This is a genomic window from Roseococcus pinisoli, assembly GCF_018413645.1.
GTDB classification, from domain to species: Bacteria; Pseudomonadota; Alphaproteobacteria; order Acetobacterales; family Acetobacteraceae; genus Roseococcus; species Roseococcus pinisoli.
In genome coordinates, this window is the sequence record NZ_JAHCDA010000001.1 from 1,390,827 (window position 1) to 1,411,793 (window position 20,967).

General features: G+C 70.6%; 20 protein-coding genes. 8 read left to right on the forward strand and 12 right to left on the reverse strand.

What is annotated here, in order from left to right; translation table 11 throughout:
- Positions 1-55 precede the first annotated feature (55 nt).
- From tsaD to KHU32_RS06855, 3 genes are all read left to right on the forward strand, one after another.
- Positions 56-1,048, forward strand: a complete 993-nt coding sequence (gene tsaD / locus KHU32_RS06845) for a tRNA (adenosine(37)-N6)-threonylcarbamoyltransferase complex transferase subunit TsaD (RefSeq protein ID WP_408887827.1) — start codon at positions 56-58, stop codon at positions 1,046-1,048.
- A gap of 31 nt (positions 1,049-1,079) precedes the next feature.
- Entirely contained in the window at positions 1,080-2,300 is a 1,221-nt protein-coding gene (locus KHU32_RS06850) for an MFS transporter (protein WP_213669259.1), read from the forward strand.
- A gap of 117 nt (positions 2,301-2,417) precedes the next feature.
- Positions 2,418-3,497, forward strand: coding sequence for a hypothetical protein (locus tag KHU32_RS06855; protein ID WP_213669260.1), 1,080 nt, complete (start codon positions 2,418-2,420; stop codon positions 3,495-3,497).
- Positions 3,498-3,528: 31 nt separating this feature from the next.
- On the opposite strand, the gene KHU32_RS06860 is transcribed toward KHU32_RS06855, so the two are convergent.
- The 7 genes from KHU32_RS06860 to KHU32_RS06890 form a co-directional block, all read right to left on the reverse strand.
- Positions 3,529-4,059 (reverse strand): carboxymuconolactone decarboxylase family protein, encoded by a 531-nt coding sequence (locus tag KHU32_RS06860; RefSeq protein ID WP_213669261.1) that lies wholly within the window; start codon positions 4,057-4,059, stop codon positions 3,529-3,531.
- Positions 4,060-4,208: 149 nt separating this feature from the next.
- Complete coding sequence (locus tag KHU32_RS06865; protein ID WP_213669262.1) at positions 4,209-4,784, reverse strand: peroxiredoxin; 576 nt, start codon at positions 4,782-4,784, stop codon at positions 4,209-4,211.
- A 118-nt stretch (positions 4,785-4,902) separates the two neighbouring features.
- Entirely contained in the window at positions 4,903-9,198 is a 4,296-nt protein-coding gene (locus KHU32_RS06870; protein WP_213669263.1) for a DUF4011 domain-containing protein, read from the reverse strand.
- Positions 9,199-9,256: 58 nt separating this feature from the next.
- Complete coding sequence (locus KHU32_RS06875; RefSeq protein WP_213669264.1) at positions 9,257-9,415, reverse strand: hypothetical protein; 159 nt, start codon at positions 9,413-9,415, stop codon at positions 9,257-9,259.
- A 133-nt stretch (positions 9,416-9,548) separates the two neighbouring features.
- On the reverse strand, positions 9,549-11,051 hold the full coding sequence (locus tag KHU32_RS06880; protein WP_213669265.1) for a tripartite tricarboxylate transporter permease: 1,503 nt from the start codon (positions 11,049-11,051) through the stop codon (positions 9,549-9,551).
- A gap of 21 nt (positions 11,052-11,072) precedes the next feature.
- The gene (locus KHU32_RS06885) at positions 11,073-11,540 is read right to left on the reverse strand and encodes a hypothetical protein (RefSeq protein WP_213669266.1); all 468 of its coding nucleotides are present in this window, start codon (positions 11,538-11,540) and stop codon (positions 11,073-11,075) included.
- Positions 11,541-11,764: 224 nt separating this feature from the next.
- Positions 11,765-12,742 (reverse strand): Bug family tripartite tricarboxylate transporter substrate binding protein, encoded by a 978-nt coding sequence (locus KHU32_RS06890; protein ID WP_213669267.1) that lies wholly within the window; start codon positions 12,740-12,742, stop codon positions 11,765-11,767.
- Positions 12,743-12,924: 182 nt separating this feature from the next.
- On the opposite strand from KHU32_RS06890, the gene KHU32_RS06895 reads away from it, so the two are divergent.
- The 4 genes from KHU32_RS06895 to KHU32_RS06910 are packed head-to-tail and all read left to right on the forward strand — an operon-like array spanning position 12,925 to position 16,266.
- A complete protein-coding gene (locus KHU32_RS06895) occupies positions 12,925-14,100 on the forward strand; it encodes a M20 metallopeptidase family protein (RefSeq protein ID WP_213669268.1) in 1,176 nt (391 codons plus the stop codon).
- On the forward strand, positions 14,097-14,864 hold the full coding sequence (locus KHU32_RS06900; protein WP_213669269.1) for a creatininase family protein: 768 nt from the start codon (positions 14,097-14,099) through the stop codon (positions 14,862-14,864). The genes KHU32_RS06895 and KHU32_RS06900 overlap by 4 nt, the downstream gene beginning before the upstream one ends.
- Positions 14,865-15,812, forward strand: coding sequence for a ketopantoate reductase family protein (locus KHU32_RS06905; RefSeq protein WP_213669270.1), 948 nt, complete (start codon positions 14,865-14,867; stop codon positions 15,810-15,812).
- A 4-nt stretch (positions 15,813-15,816) separates the two neighbouring features.
- Positions 15,817-16,266, forward strand: a complete 450-nt coding sequence (locus KHU32_RS06910; protein WP_213669271.1) for a GNAT family N-acetyltransferase — start codon at positions 15,817-15,819, stop codon at positions 16,264-16,266.
- Here the strand turns inward: KHU32_RS06910 and KHU32_RS06915 are convergent.
- Positions 16,239-17,198, reverse strand: a complete 960-nt coding sequence (locus tag KHU32_RS06915) for a hypothetical protein (protein WP_213669272.1) — start codon at positions 17,196-17,198, stop codon at positions 16,239-16,241. The two genes, KHU32_RS06910 and KHU32_RS06915, sit on opposite strands and share 28 nt — an antisense overlap.
- A 33-nt stretch (positions 17,199-17,231) precedes the next feature.
- On the opposite strand from KHU32_RS06915, the gene KHU32_RS06920 reads away from it, so the two are divergent.
- Positions 17,232-17,753, forward strand: coding sequence for a cytochrome b (locus tag KHU32_RS06920; RefSeq protein WP_213669273.1), 522 nt, complete (start codon positions 17,232-17,234; stop codon positions 17,751-17,753).
- Here the strand turns inward: KHU32_RS06920 and aat are convergent.
- From aat to aroQ, 4 genes are all read right to left on the reverse strand, one after another.
- Positions 17,750-18,400 (reverse strand): leucyl/phenylalanyl-tRNA--protein transferase, encoded by a 651-nt coding sequence (gene aat, locus KHU32_RS06925; protein ID WP_213669690.1) that lies wholly within the window; start codon positions 18,398-18,400, stop codon positions 17,750-17,752. The two genes, KHU32_RS06920 and aat, sit on opposite strands and share 4 nt — an antisense overlap.
- A gap of 163 nt (positions 18,401-18,563) precedes the next feature.
- The gene (gene accC / locus KHU32_RS06930) at positions 18,564-19,907 is read right to left on the reverse strand and encodes an acetyl-CoA carboxylase biotin carboxylase subunit (RefSeq protein ID WP_213669274.1); all 1,344 of its coding nucleotides are present in this window, start codon (positions 19,905-19,907) and stop codon (positions 18,564-18,566) included.
- A 16-nt stretch (positions 19,908-19,923) separates the two neighbouring features.
- Positions 19,924-20,403, reverse strand: a complete 480-nt coding sequence (gene accB / locus KHU32_RS06935; RefSeq protein WP_213669275.1) for an acetyl-CoA carboxylase biotin carboxyl carrier protein — start codon at positions 20,401-20,403, stop codon at positions 19,924-19,926.
- A complete protein-coding gene (aroQ, locus tag KHU32_RS06940; RefSeq protein ID WP_249680579.1) occupies positions 20,400-20,855 on the reverse strand; it encodes a type II 3-dehydroquinate dehydratase in 456 nt (151 codons plus the stop codon). The genes accB and aroQ overlap by 4 nt, the downstream gene beginning before the upstream one ends.
- Positions 20,856-20,967 lie beyond the last annotated feature (112 nt).

Below are 20,967 nucleotides of genomic sequence, written 5' to 3' on the forward strand. Positions count from 1 at the left end.
CCTGGGACAATCTGTCCTGGGGATCGAATCCAGCTGTGACGAGACGGCGGCCGCCGTGCTCGACGGCGAAGGGCGCATCCTGGCCGAGGCGGTCTTCACCCAGTCGGAGGAACATGCGCGCTTCGGCGGCGTCGTGCCCGAGATCGCGGCGCGGGCGCATCTGCAGCGCCTGGGCGGGCTGGTGCGGGGCGTGCTGGCCGAGGCGGGTCTCGGCGTGGGCGAGCTGGGCGGCATCGCCGCCACGGCGGGCCCCGGCCTGATCGGCGGGCTGGTGGTGGGCGCCACCTTCGGCAAGGGCCTGGCGATGGGCGCCGGATTGCCCTTCATCGGCGTGAACCACCTGGAGGCACATGCGCTGACGGCACGCCTGCCGGGCCTCTTCCCGCAGGCGCCGGCCTATCCCTACCTGCTGCTGCTGGTCTCCGGCGGGCATTGCCAATGCGTGGCCGTGGAAGGGCTGGGGCGCTACCGTCGGCTCGGTACCACGCTGGACGACGCGGTGGGCGAGGCCTTCGACAAGGCGGCCAAGCTGCTCGGCCTGCCCTGGCCGGGCGGGGCGCATCTGGAGCGGCTGGCGGCCACCGGCGACGCCTCGGCGGTGAAGCTGCCCCGCCCCATGCTCGGCCGGCCGGGCTGCGACTTTTCCTTCAGCGGGCTCAAGACGGCCGTCGCCCAGGCGGTGGCCAAGGGGCTGTACCGGCCGCAGGACATCGCCGCTGCCTTCCAGACGAGCGTCGCCGCCGTGGTCGCCGATCGCGCGCGGCATGCGCATGCGATGCTGCCGGGTGCGACGGCGCTGGTCGTCGCCGGGGGCGTCGCGGCCAACCAGACGGTGCGGGCGTCCCTTGCCGCCGCCACGCCGCTGCCGCTGCTCGCGCCCCCGCTGCGCCTCTGCACGGACAATGCGGTCATGGTCGCCTGGGCGGGGCTGGAGCGGCTGCGCGCCGGCCAGTCTGATCCCATGGCCCTGGCACCTCGGCCGCGTTGGCCGCTCGACGAGCTGCGCCCGCCCGATGAAGTTGCCGTAACGCCCCCCTCATCGCATTGACGCCCCTCGGGGCACCCGACACGTTGCCGGGATGAGCGAAGCCGTCCTGTCTCCCAAGCGCGATGCGCAGATCTGCGCCCTGATCGGCACCGGCCACTTCCTCTCCCACTTCTACATGCTGTGCCTCGCGCCGCTCTTCCTGGTGTGGCGCGACGAGTTCGGCGTTTCCTTCGCGACGCTGGGCCTCGCCGTCGCGCTGATGAGCGCCACGACGGCGGTGCTGCAGACGCCGGTCGGCTTCCTCGTCGACAAGTACGGCGCGCGGCGCTTCCTGGTGGGCGGTACGCTGATCATGGCGCTCTCCATCAGCGCCATGTCCTTCGTCACCGACTTCCGGCTGATCCTGGCGCTGGCCGTGCTCTCGGGCATCGGCAATTCGGTGATCCACCCGGCCGACTACGCCATCCTCGCCGGCTCCATCCGCAAGGAATTCGTGGGGCGCGCCTTCGCGCTTCACACCTTCACTGGCAATCTCGGCTTCGCGCTGGCGCCGCCGACGGTCGCGCTGCTGCTGCTGGTGATGGACTGGCGCCATGCGCTGCTGCTGCTCGGCCTGCTGGGCGTGCCGGTGGTGGGCGCGATCCTCTTCCAGGCGCGCATCCTCAGCGACCAGCCCAAGGCGCGCGGCACGCAGAAGGTGAGCAGCCGCGAGCTGCTGCTGAGCAAGCCCATCCTGGCCTTCTTCGCCTTCTTCCTGCTCTCCGCCATGTCGGGCGCCGGCATCTCGGCCTTCCTGATCACCGTGCTCGGCAAGCTGTGGGAGACACCCATCGCCGTCGCCTCGCTGACGCTCACCGGCTATATGGTCGGCGCCACCTGCGGCACGCTGGTCGGCGGCTGGTACACGGACAAGAAGGGCGGCGGGAACCTGATGGGCTTCGTCACCGTCCTGACGCTGGTCGCGGGCGGGCTGCTGCTCTCCATGGGCACCTTCGCCTATCCGGACTTCCTGCTGCCGATCGTGGCGCTGGTGGCGGGCATCTGCATGGGCTCGTCCCGCACGCCGCGCGACGTGATGCTCAAGGACGCCTGCCCGCCGGGCGAGATCGGCAAGGTCTTCGGCTTCGTCAGCGCCGGCCTGCCGCTGGGCTCGGCGCTCATGCCGGTGCCGATGGGCCTGCTGATCGACTACGGCTTCACCTGGCTGGTGCTGCCGGTGGTGGCGATCCTGCTGGTGCTGTCGCTGCTCTGCGCGGGCGGGGCGCGCAGCCTGTCGCTGGCGCGGCGGATGCCGGTTCAGCCGGCCGAATAGGCCGCGCGACACGCCCGGCGCGGGGGCGCCGGTCGATCTTCCGTGCCATCGCATGCTATCCGGAGGCCCCGGGCGCGCGCCGGCAGGCGCTGCATCCGCCCTTCCGAAGGAGAAGCCATGCTGCGCAAAGCCATGCTCGCCGCCCTGTGTCTCGCGGCCCTGCACGGCCCTGTTGCCGCCCAGAACGGCCTCGCGCCGCTGCGGGAGGCGGCAGAGGGCCTGCCGGCGATCCTGGCGCAGAATCCCGAGCCGTTTCAGATGGTCTTCGTCGATTATTCCGCGCTGGCCGTTGTCGCGGGCGGCCGTGCCGAGTGGCCGGATGCGGCGCTGCGGCGCATCGTCCTGGGCTCGGAGCTGCCGCCGCTCGCCACCCTGCGCCGGCCCGCCGATTGGGGCGCCGCAGCGGGCGTGACGCTGCAGCAGCTGCGCTCGATGGCGGGCGTGGGCAAGAGCCTCGTCGTCTGGCGCTTCGACCGCCCGGCTCGCCTCGAGGAGGTGATGGCGCATCTGCGCCAGCGCGGATTTGTCGAGGCGGCAGGGGGCATGCTCCAGGATTCCGGCCCCATCCCGGTGATGGACCGGATGCGCGATCCCTGGCGCAGTCTCCGGTCGGCCGGCGTGACGGTGGCCCGCCAGGGCGACACGCTGGTCCAGGCACCCCAGGCGAATGCGGTGCGCCTACTGACCGGCCCGGGCGAGAGCTTTGCCGCGGAGCCGGTGAACCGGTCGCTGCTGGAGGGGGTGGAGGCGCAGCTCGGCGAGGGGCGCGTCGTCCAGGCGCTGTTCTTCTCGCCCGCGCTGGGGCTGAAGCCTGGGGATCCGGCGGCGCTCCTGAACCGCGATCCCGGCGCCCGTCTGCAGCTTCCTGCCGCTGGAACGGGGCAGGGCCTGCCGCCCTATCGTCGCGGCCTGCTGGTGGATGTGGCGGGACCCGACGAGGCCGGGCTGCTCGTCGCACTGGCCTATCCGGCATGCGTCGAGGCGGAGCGGGCGGCCCATCGCCTGCGGGAACGCTGGAGTGCGCTGGGCCAGGCAGCGCCGCTGCGGTCGTCTGGTCGGGCGGTGCCTGAAGCCGATGGCTCCTGCACGGCGAGCGTGCTGATCGAGGTGGCGCCGGCCGGCATGGCGAATCCGGCGCTCGATGCGCTGTGGCGGGCCATCCAGCTGCGCGAAGCCACGCCGATCGACATCGGATGAGGGAGGGGGCGGCGCAAGCCGCCCCGCCCGATCAGGCGGCGAGCGCCTCTTCGGCATCGATCGTCACCGCCGTCGCATGCACGACCGCGGCGATGCGCACCGCGGACTGGACCTGCTCCTTGCTCAGCCCGCCCTGCACCACGATCCGCTCATGCGCTTCCATGCACATGCCGCAGCCGTTGATGGCCGAGACGGCGAGCGACCAGAGCTCGAAGTCCAGCTTCTCCACGCCCGGCTTGCCGATGACGTTCATGCGCAGCTTGGCCGGCATGGTGGCGTAGTCGCCGCCCACCAGGTGGGAAAAGCGGTAGTAGATGTTGTTCATGCCCATCACCGAAGCCGCGGCCTTGGCGGCGTTCAGCGCCTCGGGGCTGAGCTGGGGGCCGAACTCGGCCACGATGGCGCGGATCACGCGGGCATTGCGGCTGGCCAGGGCGGTGGCGACGAAGGTGCCCGCGCGCTGCTGCTGCGTCAGCGACGGCTCGGTCGAGAGCGTGCCGAGGTTGAGCTTCTGGTCCTTGGCGTATTCCGGCAGGGCATTGCGCAGCGATTCCAGCGACATGGCGCGGGGCTCCCAAAGGTTCTGAATTGTAAGGAGAGGGGCCACGTCCTTCCGTCGCCCGGGGCGACGGAAGGCAGGCGGTCCAGGGGGCGGGGGTGCCCCCCTTATTCGCGGCGGCAGCGTGACCGCCGCCGCGAGCGACGGCTAGATCAGGCCGCCTTCTCGAACAGTTCCTGCGGCTTCAGGGCGTCTTCGCCCTTCGTCCAGTTGCAGGGGCACAGCTCGTCGGTCTGCAGCGCGTCGAGGATGCGCAGCGTCTCCTGCGGGTTGCGGCCGACGTTCAGGCCGTTGATGCCCACGTGCTGGATCGTGCCCTCGGGGTCGACGACGAAGGTCGCGCGCAGCGCCACGCCGGCCGACTTGTCGAGGATGCCGAGCGCGCTGGAGAGCTCACGCTTGATGTCGGCGAGCATCGGGATCGGCAGATCCTTCAGGTCCTCGTTGTAGACGCGCCAGTTGAGGTGGACGAACTCGCTGTCCGTGCTCACGCCGTAGACGACGGTGTCGCGGTCGGCGAACTCACCGGCGAGCTTGCCGAAGGCGGCGATCTCGGTCGGGCAGATGAAGGTGAAATCCTTCGGCCAGAAGAACACGATCTTCCACTTGCCCGCATCGCTCGTGTCGGTGATCTGCGTGAAGGACTTGCCGGGGCCGCCGAGGCCCTCCGCGCCGCCCTTGACGGCGGTCAGGTCGAAACTCGGGAACTTGTCGCCAACGGTCAGCATGCAGTCTCTCTCCTAAGCGATAGTGTGGCCCGCGACGTTGCGGGCATGAGAGGGATATGGCGCTGCAACATGGATTTTGCCAATGAATAGTTTTGGGCATTACCATTGACTTAGTCGATCATCGACCCGCTGCGAGGATAAGTTTTCCGGAGCCCACCAGCATCGCCAGCCGGGCGGCCATGGCAGGCGTCGCGGCGGCTTCCAGGCCCAGCATGCGGGCGATTCCGGCGGCCAGTTCCTCCTCCGTCGCCTGCGGCTGGACGCCCAGCAACAGCTTCGCCGCGGCCGCCACTTCCTCAGGAGGAATCAGCGGCGGGCGGCGGGTGAAGGCGGCGGCGGAGCGGCGGTCGCGCGGGACGACGGGCGCGCGATCCTCCGCGAGCCAGAAGCCGTTCTCCTCCTGCGCGCCATGCAGCAGCTTCGCCTCGTTGAGGACGGCGGCGAGGGTCTTCGCATCAGGGGCGGCGGTGCCGAGGAGCAGCCGCAGCCGCTCCGCCACGCCGTCCGGATGGATCGGCGCCTCCGTGGCGATGATGTCGACGACGAGCTGGCCGAGCTCCGCGCGGTTCGTTGGCGGTCTTTCCATCGCCGTCTCGCGGTAGGGCGCGGCAAGGCCGGGATCGGCCTCGACGACGGGCGCAGCGGGCGCCTCGAGGCCCAGCGGCCCGCGCAACCGGGCGCGGGCGGCCTCGGGCTGGTTGAGCCAGTCGAGCGACCAGCTGCGCGCCAGCTGCCAGCCCATGCCCTCCAGCGCGCCCTGGCGGCCGCGATCGCGATCGCGGGCGCAGCGCAGGGCCGACCAATCCGCGCCGTCGAGCTCGATGCCGAGGTCGAAGCCCTCCCGCCCGCGCGCCGCGACGTCGAGGAACAGGCCGGAGAGGCCCAGATGTGCCACCGGCTCGCGGCCCGATTCGGTGACGAGCCCGCCGATCAGCGCCCCGATGGGCGAGGCCTGGCCGGATTCGAGGTCGCGCCCCTCGCTGCCGGCCGCGAAGGCCAGGAAGGTCTTCAGTGCCGCCACGCCGCGCCCGCCGGCGCGCGCGAGGTCGATCTCCTCGGCGCCGATGCCGGAGAAGACCACGCAGCGCCGCTTGGCCCGGGTGATGAGCACGTTCAGCCGCCGTTCCCCGCCCTCCATGGAGAGCGGGCCGAAGCGCAGGGCCAGCCGGTTATTGCCGTCGCGCCCATAGCCGACGCTGATCAGGATGGCGTCACGCTCGTCGCCCTGCACGTTCTCGAGGTTCTTCACGAAGAAGGGCTCGGCCGGATGCGCGGTGAAGAAGGGCTCCGTCTCCGGGCTGGCCCGGCGCAGCGCCTCGACCGCATCCAGGATGGCGTCCCGCTGCGTGACGGAGAAGGCGGCGACGCCGAGCGAATCATTGGGCGTCTCCTTCGCATGGCGCAGCACCGCCTGCGCCACCGCCTCGGCCTCGGCCTTGTTGGTGCTGGCGACGAAGCGGCCATCGATCCGCACGAGCGAGAGGCCCAGGGCCGGGCTGCGCGGCCGCGGCGAGGGCAGGACCAGGAGGCGCCCGCCGTAGAACTCCGCATTGGAGGTGGCGATCAGGCTCTCGTGCCGGCTGCGGTAGTGCCAGCGCAGCAGCGAGGAGGGCACGCCGCGCGCATTGGCGAGGCCGAGGACGCTCTCTACGTCCCGCGCATCCAGCGCCGCATCCTCCTCCGGCGCCTCGTCGGCATCGTCCTCGGTCATGCGCTGGAAGAAGCGGCTGGGCGGCAGTTGCCGATCGTCGCCGACGACCACGATCTGCCGCGCGCGGGCGATGGCGCCCAGCGCATCCACCGGCTCGATCTGACTGGCCTCGTCCATCACCATCATGTCGAAGACGGGGAAGCCCGGCATCGTCGCGTGGTGCGGATTGGCGAGGAACTGCGCCACCGTCAGCGGGCTCAGCATGAAGATGGGCTTTGCTTTGCGGACCAGCGGCGCGGCCCGCGTCAGCACGGTGCGGATGGGCGACTGGCCGCGCTTGCGCTCGAACTCGCCGGCCAGGAAGGAGCGCGCGGCGGTGCATTCGGCGCTGTCGAGCGCGGCCTTCAGGCGCTCGGCATGCTTCGACGCGGCCTCGCTGCGGGCCAGGCGCACGCGGGCGGCGTCGGCCTCGCGGAAATCGGCGACGAGGCGATCGGCGGCCTGGCCGTCGAAGGCCGCGAGCTCGGGATGCTCGCGGATCGCCGTGCGGAAGAGGCTTTCGAGCAGGGCGAAGTCGAGCGCCGCCTCGGCCCCGGCGGGGTCGATGGTGCCGGTCGCCAGCGCCTCGGCGAGCGGCGCCAGCGCGGGCTCGGCGGCCATGGCGCGCGCCCAGCCCTGCCAGGGGGCCAGCGCTTCCGGCTCGGTGGCCATGGCGGCGAGCCGCTCGGCGAGGGCAGCGAATGTCTCGGGCGGTTCCAGCCCCGTGGCCTCGCGGATCGCGGCCCAGGCGGTGAGCCCGGCGCGCTGGGCCTCGGTGGCGGGCGGAAGGTCGAAGGCGTCGCGATGGGCCTCGAACCAGGCGAGCCGCGTGGCGAGAGCCGGCTCGTCCGGGCCTTCGCCCAGCCGGGCCAGCGCGGCCTGGGCGGCGAGCAGCGCTTCCAGGGCACCGGCATCCTTCGGGTCGCGCAGGGCGGCGGCGAGGGTGTTCTCGGCCTCGCGGCGCGCGCTGTCGAAGAAGCTGAAGAGGCCGCCCGGCTGGGCCAACGTGCCGCGCGCCGCGGCCAGGCCCGCCACCTCGAGCGCGCCGGGCAGGAAGCGGGGCTCGACGCGGGCCGCGGCCACGAGCCGCAGGTCGGCGAGGCGCGCCTCGGCGGCGGGCACCTCCTCCGGCCGGATCGGCGCCTCCGCCCGCGCGGCCTCCGCCGCCAGCGCGCGCTCGGCTTCGGCGATGGCGCCCGGCGCGCCGGCGAGGGCGCGGATATGGGAAGGCAGCTCGGCCTGCAGGCGGCTCGCGGCGATGGCGTCGAGCGTGGGCCGGACGCCGCGCCAGGGGCTGCGCGCGCCCTGGCTGTTGGCGGCGAGCTCCCGCGCGCCCGACTGCACGCCACGCAGGCGCGCGGCGTCCCAGCCGGCGGTGTCGAGCCGGAAGGGCGGCGGCGCGGCACCCGCGGCGCGCAGCGCGGCCAGTCGCCCGACCACCTCCTGCACGGCCAGGCCCGTCTCGCCGATGGGCGCGCGCATGGCCGCGGCATGGCGGTTCAGCCGGCCGCGCAGGTCGCCCAGCCGCTGCACCGCGGCCTCGCGCTGCGGCGTGGGGGGCGGGGGCAGGGCGAAGGTCGCGCGCAGCTCGTCCAGCACGGCGCGCTTGGAGGGCTTCTCGCCATGCAGTTCCAGCACGGCGGCGCCGAGGCCGAGATTCTCCAGGCGGCGCTTCACCACCTCCAGCGCCGCGGACTTCTCCGCGACGAAGAGCACGCTGCGCCCGTCCAGCACGGCCTGGGCGAGGATGTTCACGATGGTCTGGCTCTTGCCGGTACCGGGCGGGCCCTGGATCACCAGGCTGTGGCCACGCCGCACGGCCTCGGCCGCCAAGGCCTGGCTGCCATCGACCTCGACGACATGGTCCAGCCGCTCGACCGGAATGGCGGCGTCGACATCCGCGTCATCCGCGAAGGGCGCGGGCTCCGGCGGCGGCGGAACCGTGTCGAGCAGCCGCTGGAGGATCGGATGCTCCAGCAGTCCCGGATGCGTCTGCGGATCGAGATCGCGCCACATCAGGAACTTGGCGAAGGCGAAGAGGCCGAGCGTGAGCGCGTCGGGATCCACGCGCCAGTTCTCGCGGCCGGCGATGGTGGCCGCCACCTTCTCGACCCACCCGTCGGCGGTGAATTCCGGCAGCGTGATGCGGAAATCGGCCGAGAGCTTTTCGCGCAGGGAGAGGTTCTCGACGACCTCTTCCGGATCGCCGCGAAGACGGAAGAGGCTGCTCACGCCCTCCCTCTCCAGCGTCACGGGGATGAGCATGAGGGGGGCGAGGCGCTCGGTGCCGGGCGTGGCCGGATCGCGCCAGGCGAGGGCACCGACGGCGAGGAACAGGCTGCGCACGCCCGTCTCCTCCCGTGCGCTGCGGGCATCGGCGACGATGTTGCGCAGGCGGCGCGCCAGCTCCTCCGGCGTCTGGGCGACGCGCAGGTTGGTATCGCGCCGGGTTTCCTCGCGGGGAGCGTCGGGCTTGGCGGCGGTCACGCCCTCGGTGCGGCGGCGGGCCTTGCCTGGGCTCGCCCCGCCTTGAATGGTTTGTGCTGCCTCGAAGCCGAAGGCCTTGCCGGCGGCCAGCTGTTCCCAGACGAAACGCGCCTCCTCGTCGTCGATGCGGATGACGCCGCGGGCGCGGCCCTCGGCGGGCAGGCTCAGCAGGCGGTTTCGCGTGGAGAGGTCGATCAGCGCCCGTCGGGCCTGCTGAAGGGTTTCGGCCAGGCTCATGACATCATTCCCAGGGCGGTCGTGCCGCCGTCTTCTCCCGGTCGGCGCCGGGGTCGGCTCAACGCCGGCGGATGAGGGCGGCGCCCAGCACGGCCGCGGCGATCACGACCACCGTCGCCATGCCCTGGACGACCGAGTAGTTCGGCGAATCGGGCGCGACGAACCAAGCGGCGATGGCGCCGCCGGCGAGCAGGGCAATGCGTGCGATCCAGGCCATTGAGGCACCTCCGGGGGGATGCTGCCACGGGCAGCCGGGCGAAGCCATGGTGCCGGATGTGGGAAGGCCCTGCACAAAAAAACGCCCCGGAGGTTTCCCTCCGGGGCGCTGTCGCGAGCAATGGGGGAGGAGTTTACTCCGCCATCGCCTTTTCCTTGCCCTTGCGGATGTTCGGCATGGCCATCAGCAGCAGCGCGATGAGCGCGATGCCGAGCATGGTCGCCGAGATCGGGCGCTGGACGAAGACCGACCAGTCGCCGCGCGAGAGCAGCATGGCGCGGCGGAGGTGCTCCTCCATCATCGGCCCGAGCACGAAGCCGATCAGCAACGGAGCGGGCTCCATCTTCAGCTTGCTGCAGATGTAGCCGAACACGGTGAACAGCACGGTCATGTAGACGTCGAACGCGTTGTTGTTCAGCGAGTACACGCCGATGCAGCAGAAGACGAGGATCGAGGGGTAGAGGAAGCGGTACGGAACCGACAGCAGCTTCACCCACATGCCGATCATCGGCAGGTTGATGACGAGCAGCATGACGTTGCCGATCCACATCGAGGCGATGAGGCCCCAGAAGAGGTCCGGCTGCGCCTCAACCATGCGCGGGCCCGGCTGGATGCCCTGGATGATCAGCGCGCCGACCATGAGCGCCATCACGGCGTTGGACGGAATGCCGAGCGTCAGCAGCGGGATGAAGCTGGTCTGGGCGGCCGCGTTGTTCGCGGCTTCCGGACCGGCCACGCCCTCGATGGCGCCGTTGCCGAACATGGCCCGGCCCTTCGACATCTTCCGCTCCATCATATAGGAGCCGAAGGCCGCGAGCGAGGCGCCGCCACCGGGCAGAAGGCCCAGGAAGCTGCCGACGAGGGTGCCGCGCAGAACGGCCGGCGTGGAGCGCTTGAACTCTTCCTTGGTCAGCCAGAGCTGGCCCACCTTGGTGCTCAGGATCGAGCGGGACTCAGGACGCTCGAGGTTCAGCACGATCTCGGCGATGCCGAACATGCCCATGGCGATCGGCACGAAGCCAAGGCCGTCGGAAAGCTCGGGGATGCCGAAGGTGAAGCGCTGCTGGCCGGTCTGCACGTCCGTGCCGACGAGGCCGAGGGCCACACCCAGCACCACCATGCCGATGGCCTTCACGATCGAGCCCTGCGCGAGAACGCAGGCAATGATCAGGCCTAGCAACATCAGTGAGAAGTAGTCCGCTGGACCGAAGCTCAACGCCACCTGCGTCAGCACCGGGCCGGAGGCGGCCACGAGGATGGTCGCCACGGTACCGGCGAAGAAGGAGCCGAGCGCCGCGGTGGCCAGCGCCGCACCGGCGCGGCCGTTGCGGGCCATCTTGTAGCCTTCGAGTGTCGTCACGACCGACGACACCTCACCCGGCAGGTTCAGCAGGATGGCCGTGGTCGAACCGCCGTACTGCGCGCCGTAGTAGATGCCGGCAAGCATGATGATGGCGGTGGTGGCGGGCAGACCGAAGGTGATCGGCAGCAGCAGGGAGATGGTCGCCACCGGGCCGATGCCCGGCAGAACGCCGATGGCGGTACCGATCAGTGCGCCGAGCAGCGCGAACGCCAGGTTCTGGAAGCTGAGCGCTACCCCGAACCCGTGCCCGAGGTTGCTAATTAAGAGGTCCATGGTCGCTTTCCTTTATCCCGCTCAGAACTGCGGCCACAGATTCACGCGGATATCGAGCTCGTAGATGAACACCCACCAGCTGAGGGCCAGAAGGAAGGCGGTGACGCCAACGATGCCCTTCTTGGTGTGGGTCGGCTCCGCGAAGCAGGACACGATGATGAGCGTCGCCAGTCCGATGAAGAAGCCGGCATGCTCGAACAGAAGGCCGAAGAGGGAGACCGAGGCGCAGATGATCGCGAGCATCTTCCAGCCGGCCGAAATGGCCATGACGAAGAAGCCCACCGCAAGGCCAACGCCGACGGCGTTGTAGGTCTGCCCGAAGAAGCCCCAGATGGAGGGGGCGATCCAGAAGGCAGCCAGACCCGCGACGATGCCGCCGAGGAAGGTGCCGATATCGAGGCCCGTCCACCGCTCGAGCGGATCGGGGCCATTCATCAGCGAGAAGAACACCACAAGGGCGCCCAGTCCGGCCTGAATCCAGAACACCATGGCCGGCATGTAGCCCGGGCCCATGCGCCTTGCGGTACCAAGACTATGATCCAGGTTCAGGTATAGGCCGGCTAAGGCAATGGCCATCAGGATAAGCCCTGATGCCATGTCCTTCCCATTTACGTTCAATTTCATAAATCCCTCACTCCCGCCTCGGGCCGGAAACTTCCAGCATTTTGAATAAACTGCCAAGCGGCAACCGAAAACCGTTCAAATCTTACGAGTCAGTCAGGCTTTGCGCCAGTTTCGCGAACCAACGGGCCCCAGAGGGCGACTTCCGAGGCCACGAAAGCGGCGTATTCCTCGGGGGAGTATTGCCCCGCTGAACCGCCGATCTCCGCGAGGCGCGATCGCGTCGAATGGGTGTCTAGAATGGCGCTCACCTCGCGCGAGAGGCGGTCCACGATCGGCCGGGGCAGCTGCGCCGGGCCTGAGAGGCCGAACCAGCTGCTGGTCACCACGTCGTGGCCCTGCTCGCGGAAGGTCGGCACATCGGGAAAGGAGGGGTGGCGCTCGGCGCTGCTCATGGCGATCGCCTTCACGCTGCCTTGCCGGATATGGCTGGCGGCGGAGGGCAGGCTGTCGCTCATCAGCGGGACCTGGCCGCCGATCACGGCCGTCATGGCCGGGCCGGCGCCGCGGAAGGGAATGTGGTTGAACTCGCGGCCTAGGATGCTGCCCATGCGGACGATGAGCAGATGGTTCGAGGAGCCTGATCCGCTGCTGGCCATGTCGAGCCCGCGTTCGCGATGCAGGCGGGCCATGTCGTCGAGGTTCGCGATGCCTGCGCGCGGATAGGCGACGAAGACCGAGGGGTTCAGCGTCAGCAGCGCGATATGGCTGAAGTCGCGCACGGGATCGTAGCGCAGGTTGCCGTAGAGCGCCGGCGAGATCGCGTGGCTGGCGATGTTCGAGAGAAGAAGGGTGTGGCCGTCCGGCACGGCCTGGGCGACGAGGAGGCTACCGACCGAGGCACCGGCGCCGGGCCGGTTCTCCACCACGATCGGCTGCCCCAGCTTTTCCTGAAGGGGCGTGGCCACAAGCCGGGCGATCAGGTCCGTGGTGCCGCCGGGCGCGAAGGGGACGATGAGCTTGATCGGCTGGGAGGGCCACGCCGCCTGGACGCCGGTGGCCCGGGCGCGCGCAAGGGCGGGCAGCGCAAGGCCACCTCCCAGGATTGCGCGGCGAGGCCACTGGACCATCAATCGTAACCCCCAACTTTGGCCGAAGTTTGTCTATACGGCAGACATTATTTGATTAGCGCCTATGGCATGTCGTTCAGCCTGCTGCAAGCTTTGGGGAGCCCGGCAGCCGGGCGCTGGACAGCCCGCGGTACGGCGCGGAGGATGCGGTGGCCGCTCCTCCTCCGTCCGGGAAAGCCCCCATGATCATCAACGATCCCGAAGCCCGTATCCGCGAGCACGCGACCGCACTGGAGCCTCGCCTGATCGAGATCCGCCGCGACCTGCACGCCCATCCCGAGCTCGGTTTCGAGGAGGTGCGCACCGCGGGAATCGTGGCGGCGGAGCTCGCCCGGATGGGCATCCAGCACCGCACCGGCGTGGGGCGGACCGGCGTGCTCGGCGTGATCGAGGGCGGCCGGCCGGGTCCGACCCTGGCCATCCGCGCGGACATGGACGCGCTCCCGATCCAGGAGGAGACGGGCCTGTCCTTCGCGAGCCGGAACGAGGGCAAGATGCACGCCTGCGGGCATGACATCCACACGACCACGCTGCTCGGCGCGGCCGAGGTGCTGAAGGGCCTGGCGCCCAACCTCGCGGGCCGGATCGTCCTGGTCTTCCAGCCGGCCGAGGAGATTCTGGGCGGCGCGAAGGCCATGATCGAGGACGGCGCGGCCGAGGGCATCGACATGGCCATCGGCTTCCACAACCACCCGGAGATGGAGGTCGGCACCTTCGGCTATGTGCGCGGCTATTCGCTCTCGGCGGCGGACAAGTTCGACATCGTGCTGCGCGGCAAGTCGGGCCACGCCGCGCATCCGGACGCCGCGGTCGATCCCATCGTCGGCGCCGCGCATATCGTGACGCAGCTGCAGACGGTCGTGAGCCGCGAGCAGAATCCGATCCATTCCTGCGTCGTCACGGTCGGCATGTTCCAGGCCGGCACCACGCACAACATCATCCCCGAGCGCGTGACGCTGAAGGGCACGGTGCGCACGCTGCATCCCAAGGCGCGCGAGACGGCCGAGCGCGCGATCCGCCGCCTGGTCGACAACACGGCGGCGGCGATGCGGATGGAGGCGAGCATCGAGTACACGCGCCTCTGCGGCGCTCTCTATAATGACGACCGCATCCTCGACCCCGCCATCGCTTCCGTCGCCGCGCATTTCGGCGCGGAGCTGGAGAACAGCGACCCCTCCATGGGCGCCGAGGACTTCTCCGAATTCGCCTCGCGCGCGCCGGCCTTCCACCTGCGCGTGGGCTCCGGCGCGCCGGGCCGCGAGGATCGGTTGCACAACGCCTTCTACCAGCCGGATGAACGCTGCATCGCGCTCGGCGTGCAGGCGCTCTCCCGCATCGCCGTGGACATGCTTCGATGAAAATCTCCGAACTTCCCGCCCCCGAAGTCGCGCGGCGCATCGCCGCCGGCCATGCCGTGCTCGTGCCCATGGGCAGCACGGAGACGCATGGCCCTGCTTTCCCCATGGGCGACTACCTGCTGGCCGAGGCCATCGCGCTCCGCATCGCGGAAGCCGCCGGCGACGTGCTGGTCCTGCCGACGCTGGCCTTCGGCGGCGCCGATTTCTTCCGCGGCGTGCCGGGCGGCGTGGCGCTCAGCCCCGCCACGCTCACCGCCCTGGTGACCGACGTGCTGGTGGCGCTGCATGAGGGTGGGGCGAAGCGGATCCTGCTGCTCAACGGCCATGGCGGAAACATCCCCTCGATCGAGGAGGCGCAGCGCCGCCTGCGACACGGCCAGGGCGTGGTCGCGCCCGTGCTGCATCTCTGGAAGTCGGCGGGCGGCTGGCAGAAGGAGCTGGGCGGATCGCCGGAGACGCTCGGCCATGGCGGCGATCCCATCGGCTCCGTCGCGCTGCACCTGCGGCCGGACCTCTGCGCGCCAACGGCGATGAAGCCGCGCCAGCCGCTGCCGCCCTTCCTCGGCCTGCCGGTCAGCGGCTTCGGGACCATCCGCGCCGCGGGCGTGGATTTCGGCGTGCCGATCGAGGGCGAGGAGGTCGCCGCGGGCGGCGTCGCCGCAGCCGATTCCTCGGGCTGCCGGGCGGAGCATGGCGCGCGGATCGTCGCGCGCCTCGTGGAGGCAGCGACGGCGATGCTTTCCGCCATGAAGGGCGCCGCCTGAATGAAGGTGACGATTTTCGGCACGGGGGCCATCGGCAGCCATGTCGCGGGCCGCATGGCCCGTGCCGGCAAGGCCGAGGTCAGCGTCGTCGCGCGCGGCCCGCAGCTTGAGGGCATCCGGGCCGAGGGCCTCACCGTCGAGACGCCGGAGGGCGCCTTCAACGTGAAGGTGCGGGCCGAGCAGGAGCCGGCGAGGCTCGGCCCGCAGGATGCGGTCATCGTCACGGTGAAGGCGCCGGCGCTCACCGGCGTGGCCGACAGCATCGCGCCGCTGCTGGGGCCGGAGACGCCGGTCGTCTTCGTCATCAACGGCATCCCCTGGTGGTGGGGCGAGGGGCTCGACGTGCTCGATCCGACCGGATCGGTGCGGCAGAAGATCGGTCTGGAGCGCACGATCGGCGGCGTAGTCTGGTCCGCCTGCACGGTGATGTGCCCCGGCACGGTGAAGGTGCAGAGCGCCACGAATCGGGTGCTCTTCGGCGAGCTGGACGGCAGCCTTTCGCCGCGCGTGCAGGCCATCGCCGCGGCGCTGGATGGGCCGGGGATGGGCGGTGTGGTCTCGCCCGACATCCGCACCGAGATCTGGACCAAGCTGCTCAACAACCTGGTGAACGGTCCGATCTGCCTGCTTTCCCGCCGGCACATGAAGGGCACCTTCGACGAGCCCGCCATCATGGAGGCGGGCCTGACGGTGATGCGGGAGGCGATGGAGATCGCCCGCGCCCTCGGCCATCCGATCCAGGCCGATGCGGAGAAGCAGATCCTCCGCTCCGTGGGCATCGCCCACAAGCCCTCGATCCTGCAGGACCTGGAGCAGGGGCGCGGCCTGGAATTCGACGCGCTCTTCACCGTGCCGCTGCAGCTCGCGAAGCAGGCCGGGGTGCGCGCGCCGCTGCTGGAGCTGCTGGTGGCACTGGCGCGGAAGGGGGCCTACGCGGCCGCGGCCTGAGGGCATGCGCCGGGTTCGGACCGCCGTCGCTTCCGATCTCGGCGCGCTCCAGGCGCTCTATCTCCACCTGAATCCCGCGCGGCCGGACCTGCCGCCCGAGACCGCCGCGCGGATCCTGGGCGAGATCCTCGCGCGGCCGGACTGCCATCTCTTCGTGGCGTTCTCCGGCGGGACGCTGGTCGCCAGCTGCATGCTGGGGACGATGCCCAACCTCATGCGCGGCGGGCGGCCTTATGCGCTGCTGGAGAATGTCGTCACGCATGCGGACCATCGCCGGCAGGGCCATGCCCGCGCCGTGGTCGAGGCCGCGCTGGCTGCGGCCTGGGGGGCGGGCGCCTATCAGGTGTATCTGCTGACGGCGCGGACCAACCCGGCGGTGCGCCTGTTCTACGAATCCTGCGGCTTCGAGACGGGGCGAAAGGCCGGCTACGTGGCCTCCTCGCCCAAGGGCTGAAGCGCCATCCGGGGCAGCTCCGCCTGGCCCAGCACCCAGCCCTCCCAGCGCCGCACCGCCTCGTCCTCCGGGATGAAGTCGGCGCGGTGGCCGTCAAGCACGGCGATGAGCGCGAGCAGGCCCAGCGTGCAGTCCAGCCGGTCCTCGCCCGCTGCATCCGCGCCGAAGCCGTCGAGAAGCGCGGCTTTCAGCGCCGCCGACGGCGCCACGCGCAGGCGCGCCATGGCCTCGCGCAGCGGTTCCGCCAAGGTGAGGCGCGCGGCCCGGTCGCGCTTGCTGCCGCGCAGCCGGAGGCCGAGCTGCCGCAGAGCCTCCGCCGGATAGACCTCCGCCACGGCGAGCCGGCCGGGGCGCAGCAGCCCCTGCAGCGGGCCGGCATAGGGCCAGAGGTCGATCGGTGCCTCCTGGGCCAGGGAAGGCGCCAGCCAGTCCCGCCAGGCCGAGAGCCCCGCCTTGCCCGATTGGTTGGCGCCCAGCGTCCAGAAGGGCGGCGCGCCGGCCGGGCGGGTTGCGGTGGCAGCGTCGCACCAGCGATGCAGCGCCTCGGCGCCGGGCAGGCCGAGCGCGGCCGCGTGGCTCGCGCGCGTCATGCCCTTGAGGCCGCGCATCGGATAGAAGGGTGCCTCGAGCCCCACGGTCCCGAGCGTGTCGTTCACCAGGAAGAAGCGCGGATCGCCCGCGCGGCGGCGCAGGAATTCCACGAAGCCCGCCTCGGGCCGCTGCCGCGCATAGTGCCGCGGCACGCCGAGCGGCAGGTCGAGCCCCAGCACGGCAGGGGCGCCATCGCCGCGCAGGGCCTCGGCCAGGGTCGCGAGGTCCGGCACGGGGCAGGGCGCCTCCATCCGCCATTCGCGCCCATCGGCCTCCGCCACGCAGGCCCAGCGCTTCGCGGGCGAGACCGACCAATCCGCGTGCGCGGCACGTCGTCTCATGACACGATCGCGCAGAGAGCCGGGGAGGCGGGCATGGCATATCCCTCGACGTCGAAATGGTTTCACTGGATCACGGTCGCGCTCATCGCGGTCGCGCTGCCGACCGGCTTCGTGATCAAGCACCTCGCCGAAGAGAGCAAGGGCGGCTTCTACGCCGTGCATGAGAGCGCCGGCCTCACCATCCTGCTGGTGTCGGCGCTGCGCCTGTGGTGGCGGATCCGCCATCCGGTGCCGCCGGATGCCACGCTGCCGGCACCGCTGCGATTCGCGGCCCAGGGCGTGCATCATCTCCTCTATGCCGCGCTGATGGTGCAGCCGCTGCTCGGCTTCTTCCTGACCAATGCCTTCGGCTTCCCGCTGCGCGGGGAGACGGCCTATCTCGGCCTCATCGACTTCCCGAAATTCATGGAGGCGAATGAGCGGCTGGGGAACGTCCTGGGTGCTTTGCACGCCTGGCTCGGCTGGGCGATCGTGGTGCTCCTCGCCCTGCACATCGCCGCCGTGGTCTTCCACCAGGCGATCCGCAAGGACGGCACCCTGCTGCGGATGGTCTAGTCGCCCGCGCTCCGCAGCCGCGCGATCTCCTCCTCCACCAGAGGCTCCGGCGGATCGAGCAGGAAGCGCGCGGGCAGGTCCACGGCATTGGCGAGCAGGTGCTTGTAGGTGGCGCGCGGCACCTCCTCGGTGCCGAACTGCGCCAGGTGCGAGGTCTGGAACTGCGCGTCGAGCAGGGTGAAGCCGCCGAGCCGCAGCCGGGCCACCAGATGCACGAGCGCGATCTTCGAGGCATCGACCTGCCGGCTGAACATGCTCTCGCCGAAGAAGGCCCCGCCGAGCGCGACGCCGTAGAGCCCGCCCACCAGCTCCTCGCCCTGCCAGGCCTCGATGGAATGGGCGTGGCCCTGTTCGTGCAGCGTGAGAAAAAGGGAGCGGATCTCCGCGTTGATCCAGCTGTCCGGCGAGCTGGGGCGCGGGGCGGCGCATTCGTCGATCACGCGGGCGAAGTCACGGTCGGCCGTGATGCGGTAGGGCGCCTGCCTCAGGCGCCGCGCCAGGCGCTTGGGCAGGTGGAAGCCGTCGAGCGGAATGACGCCGCGCTGCTCGGGGTCCAGCCAGTAGAGGGTGCGTGCGTCCCGGCTCTCGGCCATCGGGAAGAGGCCGATGCGGTAGGCCCGAAGCATCAGCTCAGGCGTGATGTCCATCTGGCGGCGCGACACGAGCGATCAATCCGGAATCGCGGAGCAGGCTGGGCGCGGCGTTCGGGCCTTGGAGGGTTCCACGGCCCCACCCTACACCCCCTGGCACCCGTTTCGGAATGTCAGACTGTGCCGCGCCCCATGAAGAATCGTTGCGCCGGCCGACGGATCATTCCGTGCGGCCGACGAACCGCTCCAGCCAATGGATGGTGTACTCACCGGACTGGAATTCCGGATCCGCCATAATGCGCTGATGCAGCGGCAGGGTGGTGGCGATGCCGTCCACCACCATCTCCTGCAGCGCCCTATGCATCCGGGCGATGGCCTGGGCGCGGTTCGGGGCATGCACCACGAGCTTGGCGACGAGGCTGTCGTAATGCGGCGGCACCGAATAGCCGGAGTAGAGCGCGCTATCGACGCGCACGCCCAGGCCGCCGGGGGCATGGAAGGTGTTCACCCGGCCGGGGGAGGGCGCGAAGGTCACCGGATCCTCGGCCGTGATGCGGCATTCGATCGCATGGCCCGAGAACCTGACATCCTCCTGGCCGTAGCCGAGCGCCTCGCCCGCGGCGATGCGGATCTGCTCGCGCACGAGGTCCACGCCGCAGACCATCTCGGTCACCGGATGCTCGACCTGGAGGCGGGTGTTCATCTCGATGAAGGCGAACTGGCCGTCCTGGTAGAGGAACTCCAGCGTGCCGGCGTTGCGGTAGCCGAGCTTGCGCAGGCCCGAGGTCACCTGCGCACCCAGCGCCTCGCGCTCGGCGGCATTCAGCGCGGGGGAGCCCGCCTCCTCGACCAGCTTCTGGTGGCGGCGCTGCAGCGAGCAGTCGCGCTCGCCGAAATGCACCACGTTGCCGTGGTTGTCCGCCAGGATCTGGAGCTCGATGTGCCGCGGCTTGTCGAGGTACTTCTCCATGTAGACGGCGTCGTTGCCGAAGGCCGCCTTCGCCTCGGTGCGCGCGACGCGCCAGGCTTCCTCGAGCTCGTCGGCGCTGTGCGCCACCTTCATGCCGCGCCCGCCACCGCCCGCGGCCGCCTTGATGAGGACGGGATACATGATCCGCTCGGCGACCTCGGCCGCCTCCTCGAGGCTGTCGAGCGCGCCGGCCGAGCCGGGCACGAGCGGCACGCCGAGGCCGCGCATGGCGTCCTTGGCGGCGATCTTGTCGCCCATCATGCGGATATGCGCGGCGGTCGGGCCGATGAAGATGAGGCCGTGCGCCTCCACCATCTCGGCGAAGGCCGCGTTCTCCGACAGGAAGCCGTAGCCGGGATGGATCGCCTCGGCGCCGGTGATGGTCGCGGCAGAGAGGATGGCGGCGACGTTGAGGTAGCTGTCGCGCGCCGGCGGCGGGCCGATGCACACGCTCTCATCGGCGAGGCGCACATGCATGGCCGAGGCATCGGCCGTGCTGTGCACGGCGACGGTGCGGATGCCCATCTCCTGGCAGGCGCGATGAATGCGAAGCGCGATCTCGCCGCGGTTCGCAATGAGGATCTTTTTGATCATGGAGCCGGTTCCCGGCCTATTCCACCAGCACCAGCGGCTCGCCGTATTCCACCGGCGTGCCCGTCTCGATCAGGATGCGCGTGACGGTGCCGGCACGCGGGGCCTTGATCTGGTTGAAGGTCTTCATCGCCTCGATGAGCAGCAGCGTCTGGCCCTGCGCCACCTTGGCGCCGAGCTGGATGAACTGCGGCGCGCCCGGCTCCGGCGAGAGATAGGCGACGCCCACCATCGGCGAGGTCACCAGGCCCGGATTCTTGGGGTCGATGGCCGACGGGTCGGCGGCCGGGGCCGCGGCCACCGGCGCCGCGGCGGGCAGCGCCGCCAGGGGGGCCGCCGCCTGCATCACGGGGGCGGCGACGGTAACCGCCGGCAGGATGCGGGCCACGCGGATGCGGGCCTCCTTCTCCGAGAGCTCGATCTCGGTGAGGTCCGTCTCACGCAGGATTTCGGCGAGCTTGCGGATCGCCTCCGGGTCGAACTGGATGCCGCTGGTCATGCGTCTTCGTCCTCATCTCCGCCGATGATCCCCGACATGGCCTGGAGCGCGAGCGCGTAGCCCGCGACGCCCAGGCCGGCGATGACACCGGTGGCGGCCTTGGAGACCAGGCTATGATGCCGGAACTCCTCGCGCCGATGGATATTGGTGATATGGACCTCGATCACCGGCAGCCCGACGGCCAGAAGCGCGTCCAGGATGGCGACCGAGGTGGTGGTGTAGCCCGCAGGGTTGATCACGATGCCGGCGGCGCGGCCGCGGCACTCCTGAATCCAGGAGACCAGTTCGCCCTCGACATTGGTTTGCCGGAAGTCGATGGCCAGCCCCAGCTCTTCCGCCGCTTCGGCGCAGAGGTTCTCGACATCGTCGAGCGTTGCCGTGCCGTACTTCTCCGGCTCGCGCGTGCCCAGCATGTTGAGATTGGGGCCGTTGAACACGGCGATCAGGTTCATGCCGATTTCCTGGGAGGCCTCTGGAAGGGGGCCGGGCTAGCACGCGACGCGAGGCGCGGGCAAGCGCGGCCGCGTTTTGGCCAGGGCACCGGGCGGCCGGGAGCGCCCCGGA